The sequence below is a fragment of the Lactococcus sp. dk101 genome (genome assembly GCF_009601055.1).
Lineage (GTDB): Bacteria > Bacillota > Bacilli > Lactobacillales > Streptococcaceae > Lactococcus.
The window spans coordinates 306,689-333,149 of sequence record NZ_WITI01000001.1; the positions used below are offsets into that span (position 1 = coordinate 306,689).

The 26,461-nt window shown below is 40.3% G+C and carries 24 protein-coding genes and 1 riboswitch; of the genes, 22 read left to right on the forward strand and 2 right to left on the reverse strand.

The window, feature by feature from the left end; translation table 11 throughout:
* The first annotated feature begins 21 nt into the window (after positions 1-21).
* The 10 genes from fabF to GHI45_RS01610 all read left to right on the forward strand — a co-directional run bounded on the left by fabF (position 22) and on the right by GHI45_RS01610 (position 9,577).
* Positions 22-1,245 carry a beta-ketoacyl-ACP synthase II gene (fabF, locus tag GHI45_RS01565; RefSeq protein WP_147779396.1) on the forward strand — a complete coding sequence of 408 codons (1,224 nt, stop codon included), beginning with the start codon at positions 22-24 and terminating at the stop codon, positions 1,243-1,245.
* A gap of 33 nt (positions 1,246-1,278) precedes the next feature.
* Complete coding sequence (accB, locus tag GHI45_RS01570) at positions 1,279-1,755, forward strand: acetyl-CoA carboxylase biotin carboxyl carrier protein (RefSeq protein WP_147779397.1); 477 nt, start codon at positions 1,279-1,281, stop codon at positions 1,753-1,755.
* Positions 1,752-2,198, forward strand: a complete 447-nt coding sequence (locus tag GHI45_RS01575; RefSeq protein ID WP_147779398.1) for a flavodoxin domain-containing protein — start codon at positions 1,752-1,754, stop codon at positions 2,196-2,198. Before accB ends, GHI45_RS01575 begins: the two co-directional genes overlap by 4 nt.
* 26 nt (positions 2,199-2,224) lie before the next feature.
* Positions 2,225-2,659, forward strand: coding sequence for a 3-hydroxyacyl-ACP dehydratase FabZ (gene fabZ, locus GHI45_RS01580; RefSeq protein WP_147779399.1), 435 nt, complete (start codon positions 2,225-2,227; stop codon positions 2,657-2,659).
* A gap of 191 nt (positions 2,660-2,850) precedes the next feature.
* Positions 2,851-4,230 (forward strand): acetyl-CoA carboxylase biotin carboxylase subunit, encoded by a 1,380-nt coding sequence (accC, locus tag GHI45_RS01585; protein WP_147779400.1) that lies wholly within the window; start codon positions 2,851-2,853, stop codon positions 4,228-4,230.
* A gap of 41 nt (positions 4,231-4,271) precedes the next feature.
* Positions 4,272-5,144: an acetyl-CoA carboxylase, carboxyltransferase subunit beta gene (gene accD, locus GHI45_RS01590; protein ID WP_147779401.1), complete on the forward strand. Its 873-nt coding sequence runs from the start codon at positions 4,272-4,274 to the stop codon at positions 5,142-5,144.
* The gene (gene accA / locus GHI45_RS01595) at positions 5,137-5,916 is read left to right on the forward strand and encodes an acetyl-CoA carboxylase carboxyl transferase subunit alpha (protein ID WP_147779402.1); all 780 of its coding nucleotides are present in this window, start codon (positions 5,137-5,139) and stop codon (positions 5,914-5,916) included. The genes accD and accA overlap by 8 nt, the downstream gene beginning before the upstream one ends.
* Positions 5,917-6,081: 165 nt before the next feature.
* Complete coding sequence (serC, locus tag GHI45_RS01600) at positions 6,082-7,173, forward strand: 3-phosphoserine/phosphohydroxythreonine transaminase (RefSeq protein WP_147779403.1); 1,092 nt, start codon at positions 6,082-6,084, stop codon at positions 7,171-7,173.
* Positions 7,163-8,359 (forward strand): 3-phosphoglycerate dehydrogenase family protein, encoded by a 1,197-nt coding sequence (locus GHI45_RS01605; RefSeq protein ID WP_147779404.1) that lies wholly within the window; start codon positions 7,163-7,165, stop codon positions 8,357-8,359. The genes serC and GHI45_RS01605 overlap by 11 nt, the downstream gene beginning before the upstream one ends.
* Complete coding sequence (locus GHI45_RS01610; protein ID WP_147779405.1) at positions 8,360-9,577, forward strand: DUF1015 domain-containing protein; 1,218 nt, start codon at positions 8,360-8,362, stop codon at positions 9,575-9,577.
* 18 nt (positions 9,578-9,595) lie between these two features.
* Here the strand turns inward: GHI45_RS01610 and GHI45_RS01615 are convergent, their stop codons facing one another.
* Positions 9,596-9,835 carry a GlsB/YeaQ/YmgE family stress response membrane protein gene (locus GHI45_RS01615; RefSeq protein ID WP_147779406.1) on the reverse strand — a complete coding sequence of 80 codons (240 nt, stop codon included), beginning with the start codon at positions 9,833-9,835 and terminating at the stop codon, positions 9,596-9,598.
* A 330-nt stretch (positions 9,836-10,165) separates the two neighbouring features.
* On the opposite strand from GHI45_RS01615, the gene GHI45_RS01620 reads away from it, so the two are divergent.
* The 6 genes from GHI45_RS01620 to GHI45_RS01645 all read left to right on the forward strand — a co-directional run bounded on the left by GHI45_RS01620 (position 10,166) and on the right by GHI45_RS01645 (position 15,713).
* Entirely contained in the window at positions 10,166-11,026 is an 861-nt protein-coding gene (locus GHI45_RS01620) for an Rgg/GadR/MutR family transcriptional regulator (RefSeq protein WP_187230052.1), read from the forward strand.
* 16 nt (positions 11,027-11,042) lie between these two features.
* Positions 11,043-11,624 (forward strand): hypothetical protein, encoded by a 582-nt coding sequence (locus GHI45_RS01625; protein ID WP_147779408.1) that lies wholly within the window; start codon positions 11,043-11,045, stop codon positions 11,622-11,624.
* Between the two features lie 77 nt (positions 11,625-11,701).
* Positions 11,702-12,739 carry a DUF916 domain-containing protein gene (locus tag GHI45_RS01630; protein ID WP_147779409.1) on the forward strand — a complete coding sequence of 346 codons (1,038 nt, stop codon included), beginning with the start codon at positions 11,702-11,704 and terminating at the stop codon, positions 12,737-12,739.
* A 46-nt stretch (positions 12,740-12,785) separates the two neighbouring features.
* Positions 12,786-14,588, forward strand: a complete 1,803-nt coding sequence (locus tag GHI45_RS01635; protein WP_147779410.1) for a hypothetical protein — start codon at positions 12,786-12,788, stop codon at positions 14,586-14,588.
* Between the two features lie 88 nt (positions 14,589-14,676).
* Complete coding sequence (locus GHI45_RS01640; RefSeq protein ID WP_147779411.1) at positions 14,677-15,258, forward strand: MFS transporter; 582 nt, start codon at positions 14,677-14,679, stop codon at positions 15,256-15,258.
* 101 nt (positions 15,259-15,359) lie between these two features.
* Positions 15,360-15,713, forward strand: coding sequence for an arsenate reductase family protein (locus tag GHI45_RS01645; RefSeq protein WP_147779412.1), 354 nt, complete (start codon positions 15,360-15,362; stop codon positions 15,711-15,713).
* A gap of 44 nt (positions 15,714-15,757) precedes the next feature.
* On the opposite strand, the gene GHI45_RS01650 is transcribed toward GHI45_RS01645, so the two are convergent.
* Positions 15,758-16,621, reverse strand: coding sequence for an exodeoxyribonuclease III (locus GHI45_RS01650; protein WP_147779413.1), 864 nt, complete (start codon positions 16,619-16,621; stop codon positions 15,758-15,760).
* A 107-nt stretch (positions 16,622-16,728) separates the two neighbouring features.
* Here GHI45_RS01650 and metG point away from each other — a divergent pair, with 107 nt between their 5' ends.
* From metG to GHI45_RS01680, 6 genes are all read left to right on the forward strand, one after another.
* Positions 16,729-18,711, forward strand: coding sequence for a methionine--tRNA ligase (gene metG, locus GHI45_RS01655; RefSeq protein WP_147779414.1), 1,983 nt, complete (start codon positions 16,729-16,731; stop codon positions 18,709-18,711).
* 65 nt (positions 18,712-18,776) lie between these two features.
* Positions 18,777-18,885, forward strand: a riboswitch (PreQ1 riboswitch).
* Positions 18,883-19,413, forward strand: a complete 531-nt coding sequence (locus tag GHI45_RS01660) for a QueT transporter family protein (protein ID WP_147779415.1) — start codon at positions 18,883-18,885, stop codon at positions 19,411-19,413. (Overlaps the previous riboswitch by 3 nt.)
* Positions 19,414-19,508: 95 nt before the next feature.
* Positions 19,509-20,207: a ribonuclease III gene (gene rnc, locus GHI45_RS01665; protein WP_147779416.1), complete on the forward strand. Its 699-nt coding sequence runs from the start codon at positions 19,509-19,511 to the stop codon at positions 20,205-20,207.
* Positions 20,194-23,718, forward strand: coding sequence for a chromosome segregation protein SMC (gene smc, locus GHI45_RS01670; protein ID WP_147779417.1), 3,525 nt, complete (start codon positions 20,194-20,196; stop codon positions 23,716-23,718). Before rnc ends, smc begins: the two co-directional genes overlap by 14 nt.
* Positions 23,719-23,864: 146 nt before the next feature.
* The gene (locus GHI45_RS01675) at positions 23,865-26,036 is read left to right on the forward strand and encodes an LTA synthase family protein (protein WP_147779463.1); all 2,172 of its coding nucleotides are present in this window, start codon (positions 23,865-23,867) and stop codon (positions 26,034-26,036) included.
* A complete protein-coding gene (locus tag GHI45_RS01680; protein ID WP_147779418.1) occupies positions 26,037-26,441 on the forward strand; it encodes an EbsA family protein in 405 nt (134 codons plus the stop codon).
* Positions 26,442-26,461: the final 20 nt, after the last annotated feature.

Genomic DNA, 26,461 nt, shown 5'->3' on the forward strand with positions numbered 1-26,461 from the left:
AACAAATAATAGAGGTAAATCATGACAAATAGAGTTGTAATTACAGGATTTGGTGTCGTTAGTGCGATTGGGAATAGTCCAGAAGAATTTTGGCAAGGCTTGAAAGCTGGTAAAACAGGTATCGGTCCTTTGGATCGTTTTGATGCGGAAGCAACGGGAATTTCTGTTGCTGCACAAGTTAAAGATTTTCCATTTGACAAATATTTCGAACGAAAAGACGCACGTCGCATGGATTTGTTCAGCCAATACGCTGTTCACGCGTCACTCGATGCAATGGCAATGTCAGGCATTACTGAAGACAACACAGACTATGATCGTTTGGGCTGTATCATGGCTTCAGGTATTGGTGGCTTAGGACAATCTCAAAAGAATTCACAGGCCTTACTCAAAGGCCCTAAAAAAGTAGCACCATTGTATGTTCCCCTTGCAATTGCAAATATGGGAGCTGGAAATGTTGCCATGCGTGTCGGTGCAAGAGGAACCTCCCGTGCAGAAGTCACTGCATGTGCAGCAGGTGCCAATGCGATTGGTTCAGCCTTCCGTGAAATCAAACACGGCTATGCTGATGCAATGATTGCTGGAGGCTGTGAAGCAGCAATTTGTGAACTCGGAATTGCTGGATTTGCTAATTTGACCGCTTTGACAAAAGAAACAGACCCAAGCATTGCCTGCCGTCCATTTGACAAAAACCGTTCAGGTTTTGTCATGGGTGAAGGTGCTGGCGTTCTGATTTTGGAAAGTCTTGAACACGCACAAGAACGTGGCGCAACCATTTTGGCAGAAATCGTTGGTTATGGCTGTACAAATGACGCCTTCCACATGACAACACCAAGTGGAACAGGGGCTGAAAACGCAATGAAGATGGCCATGGCAGAAGGTGATATTGAAGCAGAAGATGTGGATTATATCAATGCACACGGGACTTCTACACACGCCAACGAAGAAACAGAAGCAAAAGCCATTCACAATGTTGTTGGTGACAAAGCATTGGTTTCATCAACAAAAGCCTTGCACGGTCACGCACTCGGCGCAACAGGTGGTATCGAAGCCGTTGCAACTGTTTTATCACTCATGAATCAATACGCACCAGTTAATGCTGGGACAACAGAACTTGACGATGACATGACCATTAATGTCGTTATTGGACAAGGAAAAGAAGCAGAAATCAATGTTGCATTGACACAAGACTTCGGTTTTGGTGGACACAATGCCGTCCTAGCTTTCAAAAAATGGGCTGACGCATAAGAATTGACGAAGCACTAAGGGGAAACAAAAAAAATGAATATTTCAGAAGTAAAAGAATTAATGGATAAATTTGAAGGCTCAAACTTACGCGAGTTTTCATGGAAAAATGCTGAAGGCGAATTAGCCTTGTCAAAAAATGAGGGACATTTTGCACCAACAACACAAGGAATGGCTCCTGTCATTGCAGCTACACCTAGTACTGTTAGTGCTGTAACATCAGTTGAAACAGCAGCTTCATCTGCACCAGCAGAAAGCCCAGTAGAAAGTCAAGCTGAAGGCGAAGCTGTCAAGAGTCCACTTGTTGGTGTCGTCTATCTCAAGGCATCACCAGACAAAGCAGCATTCGTTCAAGTGGGCGATCAAGTTAAAAAAGGACAAACCCTTTTGATTATTGAAGCAATGAAAGTCATGAATGAAATTCCTGCACCAGCAGATGGCGTCGTAACAGAAATCATGGTTTCAGCAGAAGATGTTGTCGAATTTGGACAAGCATTGGTTCGTATCAAATGATTAGCGTTCGCTATCAATCACGCGGAGGCAATAGTAAAGCTGTTGCCGATTTGATTGCTGAGGCGTTTGGACTTGACGCGCAAGAGATAAGCCGTCCAGTAGAACTGGAAAAAACGGAACTTTTAATTCTTGGCGGTGGTGTTTACTGGGGGAAAATGAGCAAAAAACTGAGACATTTTGTTCAAAATATTGAAAGTGGTAAGGTCAAACAAGTGGCACTCTTTCAAACATCTGGAAACACCAAAGGCCCATTGGACGAACTTGAAAATACCCTTAAAAGCAAGGGGATTACTGTCTTACCGAGTCGCTTGGAACTGGCCTTGCATGGCCAAGGAAACTTCTTTTTGGGAAGAAAAGGCGGAAAATTGACAGCAAAACAAGAAGAAAAAGTTCGCCAATTTGTCAATGCGATTAAAATTGACTTGATTGATTTGAAAGGCTAAATCACAATCAGCGAAAGGAATAAAAAATGACTGAAAATGCAATTGACATAACAAAGATTATGGAGGCTTTGCCTCACCGTTATCCTTTGTTGCTCGTGGATCGCGTACTTGAGATGAGTGATGATGAAATCACGGCAATTAAAAATGTGACCATCAATGAAGAATTTTTCCAGGGACATTTTCCAAAATACCCAATCATGCCAGGTGTCTTAATCATGGAAGCATTGGCACAAGCAGCAGGAGTTTTGGAACTTTCAAAACCTGAAAATAAAGGCAAACTCGTCTTTTATGCGGGTATGGACAATGTCAAGTACAAAAAACAAGTGGTTCCAGGAGACCAATTAGTTTTGCATGCCAAATTTGTGAAACGACGCGGCAGTATCGCTGTTGTCGAAGCAGAAGCAAAAGTTGATGGCAAAGTAGCAGCAAAAGGAACCCTTACTTTTGCTTTAGGAAATTAATTCCTTTTTACGCCAGACCTAACTATTCATTTATAAACGAAATATTCTTGCCACAGTCCGCGATTGTGGCAAACCTTTGGACTTATTTTTTGATTTGAATTATCAAATATTTCGATAGATAGAATAGTATGAAATGTAAAAGTAATGAGAAAAAAGAAGTTCATTCATTCCTGTGAATGATGGAGAAAATAATGTTTAATAAAATTTTGATTGCCAATCGTGGCGAAATTGCTGTGCGGATTATTCGTGCGGCACGAGAACTTGGAATTGATACAGTCGCTGTTTATTCTGAAGCGGATAAAGATGCGCTTCACGTGGCTTTGGCTGATGAAGCCATTTGTATTGGCCCAGCACGTGCGACGGAAAGTTACCTCAATATGAATAATATTCTGGAAGCAGCTGTTGCAACACATGCACAAGCCATTCACCCAGGTTTTGGATTTTTGAGTGAAAACTCAAAATTCGCACGCTTATGTGAAGAAATGAATATTAAATTCATTGGCCCATCTGCTGAAGTCATGGATGCTATGGGAGATAAGATCAATGCCCGTGCCAGAATGCGTGAAGCAGGCGTGCCTGTCACACCGGGTTCTGATGGAGAAGTGTTCACTGCTGACGAAGCACTTGTCATTGCTGACAAAATTGGTTATCCAGTCATGCTCAAGGCATCTGCCGGTGGCGGTGGAAAAGGAATTCGTAAAGTAAGCTCAAGTGAAGAACTTGTTCCTGCCTTTAATGCAGCAACAGCGGAAGCTCAAGCTGCCTTTGGGAATGGTGCCATGTTTATTGAACGAATGATTTATCCAGCACGTCATATCGAGGTTCAAATCTTAGGCGATAGCTTTGGTCATGTAATCCATCTTGGTGAGCGTGATTGTTCTTTGCAACGCAACAACCAAAAAGTTCTTGAAGAAAGTCCTTCAGTCGCTATTGGTCAGACCCTCCGTGATAAAATTACCACTGCTGCTGTCAAAGCTGCCCAAGCGGTAAATTATGAGAATGCAGGAACCATTGAATTCTTGTTGGATGAAAAAGCGGGACAATTTTATTTCATGGAAATGAATACCCGTGTTCAAGTCGAACACCCTGTGACAGAATTTGTTTCAGGTGTGGACATTGTGAAAGAACAAATCAAAATTGCATCAGGAATTGCACTCAATCTTCAACAAGAAGACATTCATTTCTCTGGTCATGCGATTGAATGCCGAATCAATGCTGAAAATCCAAAATTTAATTTTGCACCGCAACCGGGAACCATTACCAACCTTTTCTTACCTTCAGGTGGCGTAGGTTTACGTGTTGATTCGGCTATGTACAATGGTTATACCATTCCTCCATATTATGATTCAATGATTGCCAAAGTGATTGTTCATGGTGAAAGTCGTTTTGAAGCATTGATGAAAATGCAAAGAGCGTTGATGGAATTTGATGTCGAAGGTGTTGTAACAAACATTGACTTCCAACTCGAATTGATCTCGGACGCGCACGTTATTGCTGGGGATTATGATACAGGCTTCTTGGGAAATACTTTTTTACCTGCTTATCTTGCAACCCCAGAAGAAAATGATTAACAGCTTGTTCGATCAATTGAAATAGAAAACCGAGGATAGAAATGCCTTTATTTAAGAAAAAAAAATATATAAAAATTAGTCCAAATCGTTCTGTCATTGAAGACAAAATTGCCAATCCAGAGGTGCCAGATCAACTTTTTGCAAAATGCCCAAAATGTAAACACAGTATCTATGTTCATGATTTAGGAATTGAAAAAATTTGCCCTCACTGTGCATATAATTTCCGGATTTCTGCGCAGGAACGCTTAGCCTTGATTGCTGATGACGCCTCCTTTGAAGAATGGTTTACCGGTATTGAAACGAAAAATCCATTGGATTTTCCAGCTTATCTTGAAAAATTAGAAAAAATGAAAGCCAAAACGGGTCTTGATGAAGCTGTTTTAACAGGAAAAGCCAACATCAATGGCCATGCGGTTGCCTTAGGCATTATGGATTCTAATTTCATCATGGCTTCAATGGGAACAGTTGTTGGCGAAAAATTGACCCGCTTATTTGAAGAAGCGACGCGTCAAAAATTGCCAGTCCTTATCTTTACGGCGTCTGGTGGTGCCAGAATGCAAGAAGGCATCATGTCACTGATGCAGATGGCCAAAACATCGGCAGCAGCTAAACGTCACTCCAATGAAGGGCTGCTCTACATTACCGTTTTGACTGACCCGACAACGGGTGGTGTTACAGCCTCTTTTGCCATGCTTGGTGACATTATCTTGGCAGAACCACAGTCATTGATTGGCTTTGCTGGACGCCGCGTGATTGAGGAAACGGTGCGTCAAACGTTACCTGATGACTTCCAAAAAGCAGAATTCCTGCAGGAACATGGCTTTGTTGACGCTATTGTGAAGCGGACAGAGCTTCGGGCCAAATTGTCACTTTTACTTGAATTGCACAGCGGAAAAGGAGAAAATCATGGCTGATAAAAATGAAAAAAAACAATTAACTATCGCCGAGATTATCACAAAAGCGCGTGCAGTCGATCGTGTTTCTGTCCGTCAAATCATCGCCAATTGTTTCACTGATTTTTTCGAACTTCATGGGGATCGTCAGTTGACTGATGATCAAGCGATTGTTGGAGGCATTGCTAAATTTCAAGGGACTGCCGTTACCGTAATTGGCATTCAAAAAGGTCAAAATCTTGCTGAAAACTTAGCGACTAATTTTGGTCAACCGAGTCCAAATGGCTACCGTAAGGCGCTTCGCTTGATGAAACAAGCAGAAAAATTTGGCCGTCCAATCATTACTTTTGTCAATACTGCTGGTGCTTACCCAGGGATTGAAGCAGAAGAACGTGGACAAGGTGAAGCCATTGCAAGAAATTTGTATGAAATGTCTGATTTGACAGTACCAGTTATCACAGTTATCACAGGTGAAGGCGGCTCTGGCGGTGCTTTAGCACTTGCCGTTGCCAATAAAGTCTTCATTTTGGAAAATGCGGTCTATTCTGTATTATCGCCCGAAGGTTTTGCCACTATTTTGTGGAAAGATGGAAAACGACGTGATGAAGCAGCAGAATTGATGAAAATGACGTCGCAACACCTTTTTGAAATGGGCGTTGTGGACGGCATTATCGAGGAGGACAATCTCTTTGAACACCTGTCAGAAAAATTGGCAAGCGCGCTTCAAGAATTGTCACCTGTCAGCGCTGACGGCTTACAAGAACAACGTTACGAACGCTTTAGAAAATTTTAAAGACAAATAAAAACGCCATTAAATTGGCGTTTTTTTGTACGAAAGAAGAAATAAGTCTCTTTTTGTTGACACTTTGACCAGTTCTTTTGACATCTTTCAGCTGTCTTATTGTCTGAAAATTATGGTATAATACATAAAAATAAGATTGATTAGTAAGGACATCAAATGGGATATAATTTTGCAGCTGGCCCATCCGTTTTGCCAGCAGAAGTATTGAAAAAAGCTCAAGAAGAACTCTTAGATTATGCGCATTCGGGCATGTCAGTTATGGAATTGACGCATCGTGGCCCTGAATTTTCAGACATTCTTAGTAGAGCAAAAGCCTCCTTACGCGACCTTATGCAGATTCCGGAAAACTATAAAATTCTCTTTCTTCAAGGAGGAGCTTCCACACAGTTCACCATGGTACCGCTCAATTTGGCTCAAGGCAAGAAGGCTTACTATGTCGAGTCTGGAAGTTTTGGTAAAAAAGCATTTACCGAAGCACAAAAACTGGCCAAAGTGATTGATTTTGAACCCATTTCGCTTGGTTCGACGGAACAATCCGGCTTTGATCATCTTGTCAGCTTTGACAGCAGTCAAATTGACCCTGAAGCCGTTTATGTTCATGTCACTTTAAATAATACTATTGAAGGAACGGCCATTTATGACCTACCTGAGACCAATGGTGTTCCTTTGGTCGGAGATATGAGTTCGGATATTTTGGCTGTTAATTATGATGTGACGCGTTTTGGCTTGATATACGCAGGAGCGCAAAAAAATATTGGGCCTGCTGGTGTTACCTTGGTTATCGTGCGCGAAGATTTGCTTCCTCAAGTTGAAATATTCTCATCCATGATGGACTATCGGATTTTGGCGGAAAATGACTCCCTGTATAATACGCCCCCTACTTTCGGGATTTACATGGCAGGCTTGGTCTTTGATTGGGTTAAAAGTTTAGGCGGTGTACCTGCACTTGAAGAAAATAATCGAAAAAAGGCCCGTCTCTTGTATGATGAAATTGACCAAAGTTCATTTTACCAAAGTCCAGTAAAATTCGAAGAAGAACGGTCGATTTGCAATGTTACCTTTAGAACAAATAGTCCTGAAATGGACAAAAAATTCATTGCTGAAGCTGACCAGTTGGGCTTTAAAAATATCAAAGGACATCGGTCAGTTGGTGGCATGCGTGCTAGTATTTACAATGCTTTTCCAAACGAAGGCGTTATTGAACTTGTGAAATTCATGAAGGAGTTTGAAGAAAAAAATGACTTATAATATTAAAACAATCGGAAATAATATTGACCAAGAAGGCTTGGCAGAATTAGGCGCTTCATTTGCAATTGACCAAGTCCCTGAAAACCAAGCAGAAGCTTTTATCTGTCGGGCTCAAAATTTCCATGATGTCGAATTTAGCCAACATTTATTAGCTATTGGTCGTGCTGGTGCAGGCTTTAACAATATTCCTGTTGACAAATGTGCAGCAGAGGGAATTGTGGTTTTCAATGCGCCAGGTGGTAATGCGAATGCCGTTAAAGAATTGGTGCTTGCCATGATGATTTTCGGTTCACGTTTTTTGAAACCAGCAAACAAATGGCTTTCAAATCAATTGGGCGATGATAAAAGTATCGATTTAGCTGTTGAAAAAGGAAAAAAAGCATTCTCAGGAAAAGAAATTGCGGGAAAAACAGTCGGGATTATTGGGCTGGGCAATATCGGGTCGCGTGTTGCCAACGACGCTGAAAAATTGGGCATGAACGTGATTGGTTATGACCCTTACATTGCAGTTGAGCGTGCTTGGGAAATTTCATCACACGTCAAACGGGTCAATAATTTGAGCGAAATCTTTGAAAAATCGGATTATATCACGGTTCACACGCCTTTGACTGCCGAAACGCATCATATTTTCCGGGCTGAAAATTTCGCCAAAATGAAAAAGGGCGCTGTGCTTTTAAACTTTGCCAGAGATGAAATAACCAACAAAGACGACCTCTTAGAATATATTGAAAATGGTACCATCCACTATTTTGCTACAGATTTTGGATCAGAAAAATACTATCATAACGATGCCATTTTTGTCAGTCCACATTTGGGAGGATCTACAGCGGAAGCCAGCCTAAATTGTACGCGCATGGCGGCCAATTCACTTAAACGCTATCTTTTGACAGGTGAAATTATCAATTCGGTCAATTTTCCACGTGTTGTGCAAGAGTTGACAAGCCCTTATCGGATTACTTTAATCAACAAAAATGTACCAAATGTCGTGGCTCACATTGCTTCAGCGGTTTCTGAGCAGGCCATCAACATTGCCAATATTGTCAATCGTGGCCAAGGCGATTTTGCCTATACCCTGCTTGACTTGGATGAAGTTGACGAAGCAAAAATTGCAGCACTTGTGGCTTTGTTTGAAGCCAGTGAGAATATTGTCCGCGTGCGTGTCATCAAAAATGAAAGAGGGGTGTAAATGGTAGTTTTACGTGCCTTTAAGGCAATCAGGCCTGAGCAAAAATTAGCGCAGGATGTCGCAACATTACCCTATGATGTCTTGTCATCAGAAGAAGCCCGTCAGCTTGGACAAGACAATCCATATAGTTTCTTGCATATTGACAAAAGTGAAATCGATTTGCCACCTGAGCTTGACCATCATGATGACCAAGTCTATCAGCAGGCTCTGTCAGCGCTGACAGCATTTTTGGCAAAGGGATGGCTAAAAAAAGCAGACCAAAATCAATTTTATCTTTATGAATTGACCATGGACGGACGCACACAAACGGGAATTGTAGGGACAACGGCTGTTTCTGACTATGAAAATGGCTTGATTAAACGGCATGAATATACCTTGCCAGAAAAAGAACAAGATCGCATTCGGCATTTTGAGGCGACACAATCGAACACCAGTCCTATTTTTCTGACCTATCGAAGCCAAGAAAACATTCAAAAAATAATGTCGGATTGGAAAAATCAACATCAGGCTGAAGTCGATTTTGTCAGCTTCTATGGGGTGAGACATCGGGTTTTTGTAATTGATGACAAGGCTGTGATTGCCAGCTTAGAAAAGGCATTTACAGCAGTGCCTGCCCTTTATATTGCTGACGGACATCATCGCACGGCGTCAGCAGCTAAAGTCGGAAAAATGCTTGATAGTACGGAGGCACAGTACTTTTTATCGGTTATTTTCCCAGATGATGAATTGGAAATCCTCGATTATAATCGGGTGGTGAAAACAGCTTTGCCGTCAGATTTTTGGACACAAGTAGCGCAGAAATTTGATATTGAGCCCGTTAAAAAATCAAAACCAGCAGGAAAACATCAGATACATGCCTTTACAAAAGCAGAGGGCTGGCAAAAATTAACGGTTAAAGCAGAAAAGGTTTCAAATGATGAAGTGAATTCGCTTGACGTTGCCATTCTGCAAAATGAAATTTTAGCTCCACTTTTGCAAATAGACAACCCAAAAACCAATCCTAACATTGCATTTGTAGGAGGGATTAGAGGAATTGACGCACTAGAAAAAGAAGTAAATGCTGGCGCAAGTATCGCATTTGCAATGTTTCCGCCAGCAATGGAAGAACTTCTAGCGGTTGCGGACGCAAAAAAAATCATGCCTCCAAAATCGACATGGTTTGAACCAAAACTCTTATCAGGTTTATTTTTACATGATTTGAACGATAAAAAAAAATGAGCATTGGCTCATTTTTTTTTATGATTTTCTCCCGAAAATGAGTGACACAATCAAAATAACAATGATTGCTCCAATGATTGATGGAATGAGTGCCATACCAGCAAGCGAAGGACCCCAGTTTCCAACAAGGCGATGGCCAACCCAAGAACCGAGTAGTCCTGCGATAATGTTTGTAAAACAGCCCATCGAATTTCCACGTTGTGTGATTGCTCCAGCGATTGCCCCAATAATAGCGCCGACGATAAGTGACCAGATCATATTGCCCTCCAATTATTTCTATTTTTAATAAAATTCATTTCTTTTTTACTATTTTAACATATTTATCACATAATTGTTAATCTAACTCTTTTAAAAATAAAATCTTTCATGAGTTTGAGCAAGATATTTGTTCAATATCTTAGAATTTAAATTCTTAAAAAGGATAATTATTTTTAAGAAAAACCTGCATTTACACTCTTTTCCGTACATTTTAACAGCTCTACCTAACTTTCCTGTAATATAAAACTCAAAAAGCATTTTGTATTATAAAGATTTCGTGATATGATGGATTTAAAGAAAGGGAGACAAAAAAACAAGAAAGGAAGTGAGATGATCTATAAAAAATATGGACAAACGTTTAGGGCGTTACGCAGGCAACGCGGACTTTCACTCATTTATTTTGAAAGAATTGGGATTTCGAAATCAGCACTTTCCATGTTTGAAACGGGCAAAAGTATGCTGGCTTTTGACAAGTTAAATCTAGCACTTCAAGAAATGCACGTCTCCCTCCAATTTTATGGCATGCTTCTAAATGGACGTGAGATGGATTACTTTTTAATCAAATTTAATGAAATCGATCAAGCCTATTATAACGATAACCAAATACGGCTTCACAACATTTACAAAGAGTTAGCTGAGTCGGCTGACGAGAGCTTATATGACTTATCTCTTGCGGCAAAAGCGAGAGTGACCTTACTCACAAGGGCAGAGAAAGAAGAACTTCAAACCTATTTTTCGAAGATTAAAATTTGGGGCAGATATGAATTACTCCTTTTTCTCAATACGTTAGAACAACTTGAGATTGGTTTAGTCATAAAAATAAGTTCAGATCTCATCAGCCACCCACGCCAGTATGATTATCTTCATATTTTGCCCGATTTTCGAGTCATTTTCATTCGCATTATCGGCATGATGATTTTTAGACTCTGCAAATTGGGGAAAAAAGAAGTGGCGTATGCCTTTTTTGAAAAAGGTCAAGCCTTATTAAAAGAATCATCGGCAAATATGGACGTGACCAATACTGTCTTTTTAAAATTTGCTGAGGGCTACTGGATTTACACATTCGAAGATCGCGCCAAGGGAAATCGTTTGATGAAACGCGTCATTCGGATTTTGGCAGATTTGGAAAATTATCCCCTAAGAAATATGTTTCGTCACTATCACAAACTGATCACACAAAATAAAGCATAAAGAAAAGGATGACACCATGAAAAAAACACCACTCTTACTGGCAACCGCCCTCATTCTCATAGGAATAACTTCAATCAAAGCACATGCAGATACTGTATCAGGAATGACAGGAACAGGATATGCATCCGTTACCTTTACAGCGGGAAGTCTTAGCTTTGTCCAAGTTCCAGACTTGGACTTTGGTGCACATCAGATCACTTCAACTTCAGGCTTAACTGGTTTAACTCAACCTGTATCTGTTACTTCTGATTTGATTGTTGACGATTATCGAGGGTTGCCTGAAGCTGGACCAGATGCAGGTTATTATGTTACAGCCTCGGTAAAAAATGGGGATGTCGGATTTGTTGGTACGACCAGAAGTTTAACTACTTCAGATGTTTCAATGAATTTAGGAACACTTGCAAACAGTAATTTAGCTGGTGTAGCCGCAACTGGCCTTGACAAAGGCACAAGTAAAATTGCAGTCGGAACTGCTGGTCTTGCTTTAGGGGAGCTAAGGACAGATGGAGGAACAGCGTCCATTTCGATTGCCAATAGTTCAGTTTACGTGGACACATACAAAGCAACGATAAATTATACTCTGACTGCAGGTATTTAATTTCGATTGTAAATCTTGGTAGAGCTAGCCCTTTTTGGACTGGCTTTTTAGGACAATGACTTCATGGAGGAAGCAAGATGAAAAAAATTATTCTGACCATAATGCTCATTTTTGGTTTAGTTATCACTACTTTACTTCCACAAACGAACGCTTTAGCAGCAAGCAATCAACCGGGATTTTCAGTTAACATCGTAAAAAATCCATTTCAAAGCCAAGACATCGGTTATTTTGATTTGACAGGTCTAAAAGCCGGAGACAAAACAACCCTTCAACTTGATGTTAGCAATTTATCGGCTGAAGCAGTTACTTTTGATGTTATTACCAGCAATGCCTTGACCAACCAAAATTTAATCATTGACTATTCGGGGCAAGTATCAGAGGGACAAAAAGTTGACGGATTGCATTTTTCAGACTTGGCTAAGCCACGGCAAGCAGTGATTCATCTGGCTGCGCACAGTAAAACGCTGGTAACGATTCATTTAACCATGCCAAATGTAACTTTTGATGGACAAATCATGGGCGGGATTTATCTAAAGAAGCATGATACAACTTCCAAAACGGCTGGTATTCACAATACTTTTAGCTATGCCAATACGGTCATCATTCGGCAAGGAAATCAGGACATCAAAGCGCAGCCAAAAGTGTCTGACGCCAGCTATAAAGCCAAGAATAATGTTTCAACGGTTACAGCTAAGGTAACAAATTCTGAACAGGCGTATCTGTCAAATGCGAAAGTCACGCAATTCGTTACAGATGAAAGTGGGAAAACCATTAAAAGTGAAAGCTCTGATTATCGTGCTTTTGCACCAAGAACGACGACACCGATTAACGTTCAGATGGATATACTCTTGGTTCCTGGGACCTATTATCTGCATCTCAAAGTAGAAGACGGTGCGCGTGTCATTGAGAGTAAGACGCCATTTACAATCAATGCAACAGCAGCAGTAGTAACGGGAATTGCTACCATTAACAATACCCTTTGGCTTTTCCTTGGCATGATAATGTTTTTCCTTCTGATTATTCTATTCTTACTTTGGTTCTTCTTATGGAAGCGTCGTAAGAAAGATGAAGATGAAGAAGATAATAATGAAAATAAAAGCGAGAAAAATGAGTAAGGAAAGGTATGTAAATCAGTCAATTTAAAGGGTGGAAGGAGATGAGATGAATAGAAAAGTTTGCATTTTATTCGGCTTTTTGGTCACTCTATTGTGTTTTCAAATCCGCGTTCAAGCAACGGTTACTCAAACGACAGATGGGCAAGGGATTACTTGGCAACTTGTCAGTGCAGGAGATGATTTGCGGACCTTGCTGACCTCCTCAGCCATCAACCCACTTTATATCAAGGCAAGTCAAGTTTTAACTTTCGGTGGTGGCGATATCAAGCTCCCTGCTGGACTCACTGTGACTTTAGACATGGGAAATCATGCACTTTTCAGCACCCAAAATGGAACTTTCGGCCTAAATAATAATTGCAAAGTCACATTTCAAAATGAATACAAGGTCTCAACTGGAACGACGAACCAGACCACAGTCCCAAATACAAACGGGATTGGTACCATGTCGGGTTATTATAATAATTATTGGGGGACTTGGTACACGACAGGAGGCTTAAGCGGGACGAGCTTGACCTACAAAAATGTGACCGAAGATTTGAGTTCAATAAAAACATGGGGGAATGGAGGTCAACCTTTTTATAACTATGGTATCCCTGTCAATTTTTCTGGAACGAATGTCTTTAACTACCAAAATTCAGGGCAAGAATTCATGGAAGGAAATGGCATTATTGTTTTAGATGGTACAACGACCATTACGCATTATTCAACAGGGTCTGGTATCATTTGGGCGAATGCAAGCCCGGTTATCAGTGTTGCTGCGGGCGCAAGTTTAACGATTGATGCAAGCACATTGCCAAATTCAGCTCGCGGCTTTTGGTGGCTTGAAAATAATCCAGCAATGACCATCACCAATAATGGCAGTTTGAATTGGAAAATGGCGCAAGCAAATACTGGTTTTTATCTAAATGGTGGCTTGTCATCGCTGACCATGAATTTTGGCCCGCAGTCAAATACAACGATTACTGCACCTGGTTTCTTTGATTTTAGCAAGCCTTCTGGTCCATTTACGACAACGATTGGCAATGGGGCAACTTTTATTTACAATGCGGGCGCTTATCAAGTATTCAATAACACTCCAAAGGCAATTGATAAATTTACCATCAACTCAGCCAATCTGGTTCGCTTGAATTCTAGTTTGACACCAACGACTTCTATCTTGGGAGCTGATAGCACGCAAATGCCAATCAGTTTACAGCTTGACAATCTGGATAATTCAGGCATGGGCTACAATATCAATGCCTATGATAGCAGTGGAAATGCGAAATTAACTTCCAGCATGACGGCAGGAGTTTATGGCATGATTGGTAGTTTTCATGCCGCGCTGAACGATTTGTCAGCACTGACAAATGGCCTCCATGTCGCTTCTAGCAATGACGTCAAAACTTATCAGACAGCAGCTCAATTAGAGTTTGTTAAACAAAATGCTAGCCTTTCGTTTTTGCAACTGCCCGATGCCACAAGCATGAGTTGGAATTATCCGATTTCAAGTAGTTTTTCAAATCTTTTACTGTCGAGAAATGGGACTAGTCCAAACATGGCGTTTTCGATGATGGCAACGGCACGAAAACCAAGCTTTTCGCTTCAAGCAAGCGTTCAAAATTCCAATCTGCCTACAGGAATTAATTTTGCTTGGTTACAATCCAGTTCAGATTCGCTTGTTCCTTTGAATAGTGCAGCAACGACTCTATTTACAAATGCATCAGCGGGCGTGACAAATCCATCTTATGGTCAGTTCAATTTGACCCAATCTGCGCAAATGGGCTTATTATTACAGACACAATCCAATAAAGTCTATCAAGGGACTTATTCAGCGACTATCAATTGGACATTGGTTGACGGCATTCAGTAGTATGTTGCGAGAAGAAATCAAGGGGCGATTGTTGATAAAAAAATGCGATAGAGCGTTTTTGTAAATTGAAAAATAGAAAGGGATTTTTATGGAAAAACAAAATGAAAAGAAAGTTTTAGCCATTATTGGCCTCGTTTTCGGTGGTATTGGGCTTTTAATGTCATGGTTACCAATTCTAAACACGGTCGGTGCATTTTTCGCAGTCATTGGTCTTGTTTTAGGCCTCATCGCGTTTTTTGTCAATTTAAGGCGAAAGAAAATACTTTCCTTGATTACTGTAGCGATTTCACTTGGAGCGATTGCCATTGTTTTGGTCACACAATCGATGTATTCAAAGGCACTTGATAAAGTTGGAAACGAGGTGAAAACTACGATTTCAAGTCAGGAGAAAAAAGCCAATGACCAGTTTAAGTGGACTTTGGCAGATTACAATGCTTTGAAAACGGGCGACACGATAACTGGAGCAGGCGGAACGAATTATGATTCACTTGCGACAAAATTTGGAAAAGCGACGCATTCCTCTGAGACCACATCAGGAGATTTTACGATTAAAAATGTCAGTTGGGACAATATGGGAGCAAGTACATACAAATCCGTCGATCTTACCTTCACAAAACAATCGGACGGTTCATTCTTGCTTTCCAATAAAATGCAATCTGGACTTGAATAAAGATGCATATTATAAAATTTCGCCAAACAAAAGCCTGTGCGAATTCCACCAAAAAGTGTGTTATAATAAGGTATCAACAATAAAAAGATCAGGGGAGAATGATGTACACTTTTTACTGGTATCCGAAATGTTCAACATGTAGGAAAGCAAAAGCCATATTAGACCAAAGAGGTATTAAATATGAAGCCATTGATTTAAAAGCAACACCGCCACAGGCTTCAGATTTTCAAAAATGGTTTGAAAATAGTGAGTTTCCTGTCAAAAATTTTTTTAATACGAGTGGCCTTGTTTATCGTGCGCTTGGGTTGAAAGATAAATTGGCAGAAATGACTTCCGATGAATGCGCAACTGTGTTGGCATCAGATGGTATGCTCATCAAGCGCCCCTTGATGATAAAAGATGGAAAAGTTGTCAGTATTGGCTTTAAAGAAGAATTTTATCAAAATGAACTATAAAAAAAATGAGCGTATGCTCATTTTTTGTTGTCAGCGCTGACAGCTTAGAGGTCAAATTCCAAAAGAATTGGCAGATGATCCAGTCTAGCACCCGTTTCGATTGGTTCAGATTTACTGATTTTTTCAGCTACGCGATTTGAGGTTAACCAATAGTCAATCCGCCAGCCCGAATTATTGGTTTTAGATGTTCTGGCACGTTGTGCAAACCAAGTATAAATGCTCTGTCCTGAAGCGAAGTTTTTTTCAATTTGACCATGGATTTTGCGGAAGCTATCCGTAAATCCAGCGGATAATAAGGCTTGGAATTTCTCACGTTCTTGGTCAGAAAAGCCAGCAGTATTATGATTTCCTTTAGGATTTGACAGGTCAATTTCAGCAACGGCAACGTTGAAGTCACCACAAGCAAAGACAGGTTTTTCTTGGTCAAGCGTTTGTAGGTAAGCACGATATTGATCGTCCCATTCGCCACGCAAATCAAGTCGTGCCAAACCTTCTTGGGCATTTGGAGTATAGACAGTCGTCACGTAAAATGCTGGAAATTCAAGCGTAATCATGCGTCCTTCGTGATCCATTGGTGCAGGGGCATCAATTTCTGGGAAAGTAACGACAGGATCACCCAGCACTTTTTTCCACAACATCATGGTTCCTGAATAACCTTTACGAGCAGGAGGTGTTGAGATACGGTGGACAATGGCATACTCTGGGAATTTTTCAACTAAAATATCATAAATTTTCTTTACTTTTTTATCATCGTCAGAAAGCTTCGTTTCTTGAATGGCAAGCACATCAGGCTTTTCACTGGCAATTTTATCAACGACAGCCATTGATAAGGCGGCACGGTCGCTAGTTCCGGTCAATGCAGCATTCAATGAGTCGATATTCCATGAGATAAATTTATATTTTGTCATTTTAATATCCTTTATTTTTTGGTATAGTTAATTATAACAAAATTTTGATATAATGAGAGAAGTAATTCTGGCGAGTCTCATTTGCTCGTCCTAGGAGGTTTAGAAAATTGACTGAAGAACAATCAAAAAAAACATTTTACATTACAACACCTATCTATTATCCATCCGGAAAATTGCATTTGGGTTCAACTTATACAACCATTGCTTGTGACGTTTTAGCACGTTACAAACGTTTGATGGGCTATGATACTTTCTATTTGACAGGACTTGACGAACATGGACAAAAAATCCAACAACGTGCCGAAGCCGCAGGAATGGAACCAAAAGCATACCTTGACCCAATGGCTGAGGACGTCAAAAAATTATGGCAATTATTAGACATTTCTTACGATAAATTTATCCGGACAACGGACACTTATCATGAAGAAGCAGTTCAAAAAATCTTTGAAAAATTACTTGAACAAGGCGACATTTACTTGGGTAAATATGAAGGTTGGTACTCCGTTTCTGACGAAGAATTTTTCACTGAAAGTCAGTTGGAAGAAGTTTACCGCGATAATGATGGCAATGTCATCGGTGGGATGGCACCAAGTGGTCATGAAGTGGAAAAAGTTGAAGAAGAATCTTACTTCTTCAGAATGAGTAAATATGCCGACTGGTTGTTGAAATATTATGAAGAACACCCTAATTTCATTCAACCTGAAATTCGTAAAAACGAGATGATTAACACCTTCATCAAACCAGGACTTGAAGATTTGGCTGTTTCAAGAACCACATTTACTTGGGGAATTCCAATCAAATCTAATCCAAAACACGTCATTTATGTTTGGCTTGATGCCCTTTTTAACTATGTGACAGCGCTTGGATATGGCTCTAGCGATGACTCAATGTACAAAAAATTCTGGCCAGGTGTGAACATGGTTGGGAAAGACATTTTACGCTTCCATACAATTTATTGGCCAATCTTCCTTCATGCCTTAGGCATGGAAACACCAACGCAAGTTTTTGGACACGGCTGGTATCAAGTCAATGGTCGCAAGATGTCTAAATCATTCGGTAATGTCATTTATGCAGAACCATTGGTTGCTCGTTATGGACTTGACCCTTATCGTTATTATATTTTACGTGCGATGCCTTTCGGTAATGATGGCAATTTCACAGCTGAGAGCTATATTGACCGCATTAACTTTGATTTGGCAAACGATTTGGGGAACTTGTTGAACCGTACGGTTGCCATGATTAACAAATACAATGGCGGAGTAATTGAAAAAACGGATGTTTCGACTGAATTTGATGGTGATTTGTTGGTAGTTGTTGAAAAATCAATGGCCAATTATCACGCTGCCATGGATAAATTTGAATTTTCTGTTGCCTTGTCTGAAGTTTGGAATATTATCTCAAGAACCAACAAATACATTGACGAAACAGCGCCATGGGTACTTGCTAAACTTGATTCTGATAAGCCAAAATTGAACAATGTGCTTTATCATTTAGCAGAAAATTTGCGTTTGGTTGCGAGTCTCTTGCAACCATTCATGCACGGTACAAGTGAACAAATCTTTGCGCAACTTGGTTTGACTGAAACTCGTTTTGATTTGGAAAACTTGACTTTCGGTTATTCATTCACAAATCCAGTCGTTGCTAAGGGAGAACCTATTTTCCCACGTCTTGACCGTGAAGAAGAGATTGCTGTAATCACGAACGAAATGCTCGGTGGCGGTGAAAAACCAGCTGAAAAAGAACTCGTTCTGAATAAAAAACAAATTGAATTTGATGATTTTGATAAAGTTGAAATCCGTGTGGCGCAAGTTGTTGCGGTCGAACGTGTTGAAGGCTCAGATAAATTGCTTAAATTTGAACTTGAAGCAGGGGATAAGGGAACACGTACCATTTTATCTGGTATTGCTAAGTTTTATCCAAATGAACAAGAATTAGTCGGTCAAAAATTGCAAATTGTTGCCAATTTGAAACCACGTAAAATGATGAAAAAATATGTGTCAGAAGGCATGATTTTGTCTGCTGAATTTGACGGAAAACTGTCAGTACTGACAGTTGATGAAAGTGTACCAAACGGTTCAGTCATCGGTTAATTTTTTTCATGAAACGGAATTAAAACGTCTGAGTCAACTGCTCAGGCTTTTTATTTTTCATTTATTCTGCTAAAATAGATACCGTTGTTGGAATTATTCATCTGATGACCCTCAGGACTTTAAGACCTTTGCCTGAGCATATTACACTCGCCATTGCGATAAAGGAGAAATATGAATAAAACACATGCTACACACCGGTTTTCTGTCGCGGAAATTGCAAAAATTGGGCTTGTTGCTGCCATTTACGTGGTATTGACTGTCATGCCCCCGCTCAATAATTTGGCTTATGGCCCCGTTCAATTCAGATTATCTGAAATTTTGAATTTCTTGCCATTTTATAACAAAAAATACATTTGGGGCGTTACACTCGGCTGTTTCGTTTCGAATTTATTTAGTTCCAACATTGCTGTCGTCGATATGGTCGTTGGGACGGGACAAACCCTGATTTGTTTGTTGATTGGAGTTTGGCTTTTCGACCGCTACAAGAAACAATATTTTGGCCCATTTAACCGTGCCTTTGTCTATTTTGCAGTATTTGATGCAATTTTTGGCATGGCAATTATTGCGGCTGAATTGTTGCTTGTTTACAAGACACCTTTCTTTTATATGTGGGGAACAATCGCTGCAGGCGAATTTCTTGTCTTGCTGATTGGGGCGCTCATTATTGACCAACTTGGAAAACGTATTGATTTGACCAAATAAACAGCCACGGCTGTTTTTTTATTTGTGCTTAAGTCGTTTTTTGAGCTATTTTTTGGTATAATAAAAGGTAAACTAAAAAAATGGAGGTTCTAAACATGAATAAACTTCAAGAGAAGTTAAAAGCAGAATTTGGTATCGTATTTACGGATGAAAAAGTGTTAGAAAAGGCTTTTACTCACTCTTCTTATACAAATGAAGAACGGCTCCCAAAGGTTGCAAACAATGAGCGTTTGGAGTTTTTGGGAGACGTGGCTTTAAGCCTAGTTATTTCTGATTATCTTTACCGGACATATCCCGAAAAATTGGAAGGGGAATTGTCTAAAATGCGTTCGAGCATTGTTCGGACAGAGTCGCTGGCTAATTTTTCTCGCCGTTGTGGGTTTGGTGAATTTTTAAAACTTGGGCATGGTGAAGAAAAAATGGGCGGTCGAAACCGTGAAACAACCCTTGAGAATTTATTTGAAGCCTTTTTGGGAGCTTTATTTCTTGATCAAGGAATGGAAGAAGTGCGGAATTTCATCTATCGGGTGGTCATTCCTCATATCAAAGCGGACGACTATGTCAAAGTGATTGATTATAAAACAGAACTTCAAGAAATTTTACAAGTCAATGGCGAAACAATCATTGCTTACGACATACTTGAAGAAACTGGTCCAGCACATGCGCGTAAATTTGTGGCTGCAGTCTCTAATAATGGTCAAATTTTAGGAACTGGAGAAGGACGTTCGAAAAAATTCGCTGAACAAAAAGCAGCAGAAAATGCAATAAAAGGGCAAATGCATGTATCTGAATAAAATGGAAATTGTCGGTTTTAAATCATTTGCCGACCGCACAAAAATCGCTTTTGACCAAGGCGTTACAGCGATTGTAGGACCAAATGGTTCTGGAAAATCAAATATTGTCGAGGCCTTACGTTGGGTGCTTGGCGAACAATCAGCTAAATCATTGCGTGGGGGGAAGATGCCCGATGTCATTTTTTCTGGTACCGAAAAACGAAATGCGATGAATTTTGCAGAAGTGATTGCCAGCTTTGATAATCGAGACGGCTATCTTCCCAACCATGACGAAGACGAGGAAGTGATTATTTCGCGGCGTTTGTACCGCAATGGTGACTCTGAATTTCGGATCAATGGGAAAAAATGTCGCTTACGCGATATTCATGACTTGTTTTTAGATACGGGTCTCGGTCGAGATTCACTCTCGATTATTTCACAAGGTCGGATTGAATCGGTCTTTAATTCGAAACCAGAAGAACGACGTGCCATTTTTGAAGAAGCTGCTGGTGTCTTGAAATACAAGAGCAGAAAGCATGAAACAGAGTCTAAACTTTCCAGTACTCAGGACAATTTAGATCGTCTGGAAGACATTATTTTTGAGCTCAATGGTCAATTAGTTCCCTTGCAAGCGCAAAAAGATGTTGCCTTGCGTTTTAAAACGTTAGACGCAACACGTTTTGATTTGGCGCTTGCCGTTTTGATTGGTCAGTTGAAAAAAGAAAAGGCCAAATTAGAAGCAACGAAAACATCACTACTGACAGCAAATCAAGCCTTGGAGGCTTTGTCAAGTCAACAAAAGCAGTATGATGATGAGCTTTTGACCTTGCGCAACAAACGCAATCAAGTCGAATTGGAACAAGAAAAAATTCGTCAGGAAGCCTTGTCTTTAACTGAATTAAAAGCAGATTTGACACGTAAAATCGAACTTTTTGATGTCCAAAAGAATTCGTCAAAAGAGTCGGCTAAAGAGCGTGAAGCACGTTTGAGCGAGTTAAATACCAAATTACTTAATTTGTCTGCTCAACAAAAAGAAGCAACAGAGAAGTTGTCAGTACTGACAGCCGAAAAAATGACGCTGGACACAAAGGTATCAGAGCTGACAAGTCAGGTTGACCGCTTGGCTGAAGCGCCTGAAGTCACTATGGAGCGCTTGCGTGAAGCTTTTGTTGACTTGGTCAATCAAGAAGCTCAAAAATCAAATGTCCGCACCAAAAATCAAGCTGAGATTGATAATTTACTTGAGAAAATGGCGGCGCGAGATGAGTCAACAAAAGAGAACACGGCGCAACTTTTGTCCGTCTCCGAATCACTACGCTCGCTTAAGACAACTTATGACACTGTCAAATCAGAAATTGCGGAATTAGTTCAACATTTTGAAAGTCAAACTGCCGCAATCAAAAAGCTCCAAGAAGCAGAACGCCTGGCGCAAAATGAAATGTATGACCAGATGAACCAGCTCAACAAAGACAAAGCCCGTTTATCAAGTCTTGAAAACATTCGAGACAGTCATAGTAACCTCTATCAAGGGGTACGTGCGGTTATGCAAAATCAAGCACAGTTTTCTGGTATTATTGGCGTTGTCGCTGATTTGCTGACTTTTGACACAAAGTATACAACGGCCATTGATATAGCGCTTGGTGGTGGCAGTCAAAACATCATCACAGGTGATGAAAATGCAGCTAAAGCGGCCATCAATTTCTTGCGTGACAGACGGCTTGGACGTGCCACTTTTCTTCCTTTGACGACGATTAAAGGCCGTCAATTTCAGTCCTATGACCGAATTTCATCGCTGCCTGGTTTTATTGATACAGCCGTTAACTTGGTCAGCTTTGACGAAAAATTACGTCCCGCTATCTCCAGTCTTTTGGGGGCAACGGTAATTGTTGACACAGCAGAACACGCGACAGCGATTGCCAGAAGCATGAATTATACCGTGCGTATCGTCACACTGGACGGCACACAGATTAATCCTGGCGGTTCTTATTCTGGTGGTGCGGGAAAACGAAACTCAACCACCTTTACACAGGCCGAAATCGAAAGCCTGCAAAAACTAATCCAAGCAGCAGAAGAAAAATTAAAAGAAGCTGAAAAAGCAGTTCAAGCAGTTCAATTCAAGAAAGAAAACCTGACACGGACGCTTGAAGACTTGAAAGCTCAAGGCGAAGAAAAACGTTTTGATGAGAAGAGTCTGCTTTTAAAAATTGAACAATTAGAAGAAAGCAAATCCAATTTGACCGCTTTGTCAGCATTGACAGAGTCAGCTCAAGTTCAAACCAGTCTGAACAACTTACAGGAAAGTAATGAAAGTCTGTCGGCAGAACTGGAGAAGATTGGCCAAGAAAAACGTGCGATTGAACAACAACTTGAGGATGTCAAATCCAATTCGCAAGCGCAAAACGAACAAAAGACACAACTTTTGGAAAATCTCAATCAGGCCAAACTTAAAGTGTCGGAACTGACGAGCGAGCTTCGTTTTGTCAGTACTGATGAAAATCGTTTGTCAGCCGAGATTAAGCAACTCAACGAGGAAAAATCACGCTTGCTTGACTTGTTGGCCCCTGAACTTGATTTTGACGACGCAACGCGTCAACAATTCGCAAGCCAACTCCAAGAAGTAAGCCAAAAGCTTCAAGCCTTGAATGTTAAAAGTGTGAGTCTGAAATTTGAACGCGAAGATTTGGTGGCCCAAATGGAAGATTTGGAGCAACATAATCACGACTTTATCGAACAAAGTCACACGTTCAATCTACAAAAAACGCGGCTTGAATTACAAATTGAACAAATGGAGCAAGTCCTGTTCGATAAACAAAACGAATTGAATACAGAATACGAAATGAGTTTTGAAGAAGGAGTCAATAAGGCGCGAGTCCTTGAAGATTTAGAGGCTGCGGAACTTGAATTAAAACAAGTCCAACGCCAAATTCGTGCTTTGGGTCCAGTAAATCTAGACGCCATTGCTCAATTTGAAGAAGTCAATGAACGTTATCAATTCTTGAATGGTCAAAAACAAGACTTGCAAGAAGCGAAAAATCTACTCTTATCAACGATTGATGACATGAATGAAGAAGTCATCGTTCGCTTTAAAACAACCTTTGATGCCATTCGTGAAAGTTTTAAAACGACATTCTCACAAATGTTTGTCGGTGGGAAAGCAGATTTGGAATTGACCTCAGATAATTTGCTTGAAGCAGGTGTCGAAATCAATGTTCAGCCACCTGGAAAGAAATTATCAAGTCTTAATTTGATGTCGGGTGGTGAAAAAGCATTGACTGCCTTGGCTTTGATTTTTGCAATTCTGCGCGTGCGCACAGTGCCTTTCGTGGTTCTTGATGAAGTTGAAGCAGCACTAGATGAGGCAAATGTGCAACGTTTTGGTGATTATATGAACCATTTTGACAACAGCAACCAGTTTATCGTGGTGACGCACCGTCGTGGAACAATGGCGGCCGCCGGTGCCATGTATGGTGTTACAATGGCTGATGCAGGTGTCTCAAAAATGATGTCTGTAAAACTCTCAGAACAAGCATAAATTTAAGTTTCACATAAGAAAAGTCTTTATACTTAATAGAGAACCTAATAAGAATACAAGACGGCATTATTTATTTTTACTGATAATGCCCTTTTTAATGACTAAAGTATAGAAAGGCGAAAGAATTGAAAAGACTAATCCATTCAATGAACACTCGTCTCGGAATTCTTGGTGTATCCCTCTTTTTTGTCTGGGTTAAGACAGTCCTTGCCTATTTCACCGAATTCCAACAATTACATAGCTCAAATCTAGCCGACTACATTCTCATGTTTGTCAATCCCATTGGATTTACGGCTTTCTTCTTGAGTTTTACACTATATATCAAAAGAAAACAGCTCTTTTATTTGGCTGTTCTCATCATGGATTTGCTCGGCGGCCTGCTGGTTTATGGGAATGTCCTTTATTATAGAGAATTCCAAGATTTCTTATCCATCAATACTATTTCAGGTGGTGCGGGAATGATGGGTCATGGTTTTGATTATTCTTCAATCCCTGTCCACATGCTTGATTTGATTTATTGGCTTGATATTATCGTTTTTGTTCTTCTTTTTGTTTTCAAAAAGCTCAAGATGGACGACACTTATCGTGGGGTGCCATACGCTTTCAAATATACTACCTTGTCGCTCATGATTTTTGGCTTGAATTTTTGGGCGGGAGATGCGACAGAACACCGTTTGGTTTCGCGACAAGCACAGTACGATGATACCTACGTGGTGCGTTATTTGGGCCTTGGCCCATGGCTTGCGACAAATGGTTGGTACACACATGTGGCCAATCAAACCCGTTCTTTAGCTTCCAAATCAGATTTTACAAAAGTAGAAGAATACATTAAAACAGATCGCTATTTGGCACCCAATGCCAAAATGTTTGGGATTGCGCAAAATAGAAACTTGATAGAAATTCATCTTGAGTCTTTCCAACAAGATTTGATCAATCTAAAAATTAATGGTCAAGAATTAACGCCATTCCTGAATTCACTTTATAATAACAACAAATCCGTTTATTCATTCAGTAATTTCTTTAACCAAGTGGGACAAGGGAAAACTTCTGATGCTGAAACCATGCTGGAAACTTCAACTTTTGGACTTCCAACGGGGTCATTATTCACTCAGCTTGGGTCGACTCAAACCTTCCAAGCCATGCCTGCTCTCTTGAATCAAGAAGCTGGTTATTCATCTGCGGTCTTTCATGGTAATGTCGGCTCATTCTATAACCGAACCAATGTGTATCGCAATATGGGCTACCAGAATTTCTTCTCACAATCTTTCTGGAACGAAAATGATACCAATAAAACAGCCTGGGGCATTAAAGACAAGTACTTATTTGCAGACTCTGTGCCCTATCTTGAACAACTTCAGCAACCATTTTATGCCAAATATTTGACTGTAACCAATCATATTCCATACACTGGTCTTGATAAATCAGAAGAAGATCCCAAATTTGTCACTACAAATACGGGTGATTCGGTTGTTGACAATTATTTTGTAACGGCACATTATCTCGACCAATCTGTCAAAGAATTCTTTGATTATTTGAAAGCGTCAGGACTTTATAAAAAGTCAGTCATTGTGCTTTATGGTGATCATTATGGTATCTCAGGTACAGACACGGAAGCTTTTGCGACTGCACTTGGGCGCGATCCTAAAACTTGGACAGATTATGATAGTTTAATGATGCAACGCGTCCCATTCATGATTGATATTCCAGGGCGTACCGATGGACATATCAGTAATGAATATGCCGGTGAAATTGATGTAATGCCTACATTGGAACACCTTTTAGGACTTCAAACTTCAACTAATATTCAATTTGGTCAAGATTTATTTAGTTCAAATCGAGCCAGTTATGTTGCGCTTCGTAATCGAGGCTTTGTTACACCAACCATTACTAAAACAAGTGGGACGGCAACGACTTATTACGATACCAAAACGGGTGCACCGCTTGTCTTGAATGCACAACAAGAACTTGAAGTGACTAAAATTCAAGACAGTGTCAATAAGCTTTTGGATATGTCTGACACACTCAACACAGAAGACTTACTTCGTTTCTATACGCCTGCTGGCTTTACACCAGTCCGTGCAAGTGATTATTCTTACACGGTCGATCAAACCAAGAAACGTTTGAAAGACGAAGAAGAACAGCTCAATGCGCGCTCTACCTCACTTTTATCTGCGCATGAAGGCCAAACAACGCTTGGCTTGTTTACAACAAATGACGCCCTTTTGGAAGCACAAATCAAAGCGGCTACTGAAAAAGACACACAAATCTTACCCGCAACGTCAACTTCATCATCATCATCAAAAGGAAAGGTAAAATAAATGCAAGCAGGATACTTTCAGCCCCTAAATGCGCCTTATCGAATGGCTTGGATGTGGTGGGTTATTTTACTCTCCTTTCAACAGATTTTGTTTTTTGAGAACAATCTCCAAATGACATGGTTGACTGCCATTTTACTGGCTTTAGTTGTTCTTAGTTTTTACTTTTTAATCCGTCAACGCCGCTTTTTCATTGTCGGCACGGTGGTGCATTTTACCAAGGACTTTCGTCTTGTGACAGAGCAGATTGACTTACGTTATGTCAATTCTGTCAAAGTTAACAAATGGACGGTTCAATTTATTTATATCGGAAAAGAATACCGATTCTTCATTTATGGAAAATCAAATCAGCTGATTCGGGCACTGTTTGCGGAAAAATTAGCAACGGAATCTAAAGGGTCACACTGAACTACTATTTAAGGATTTAT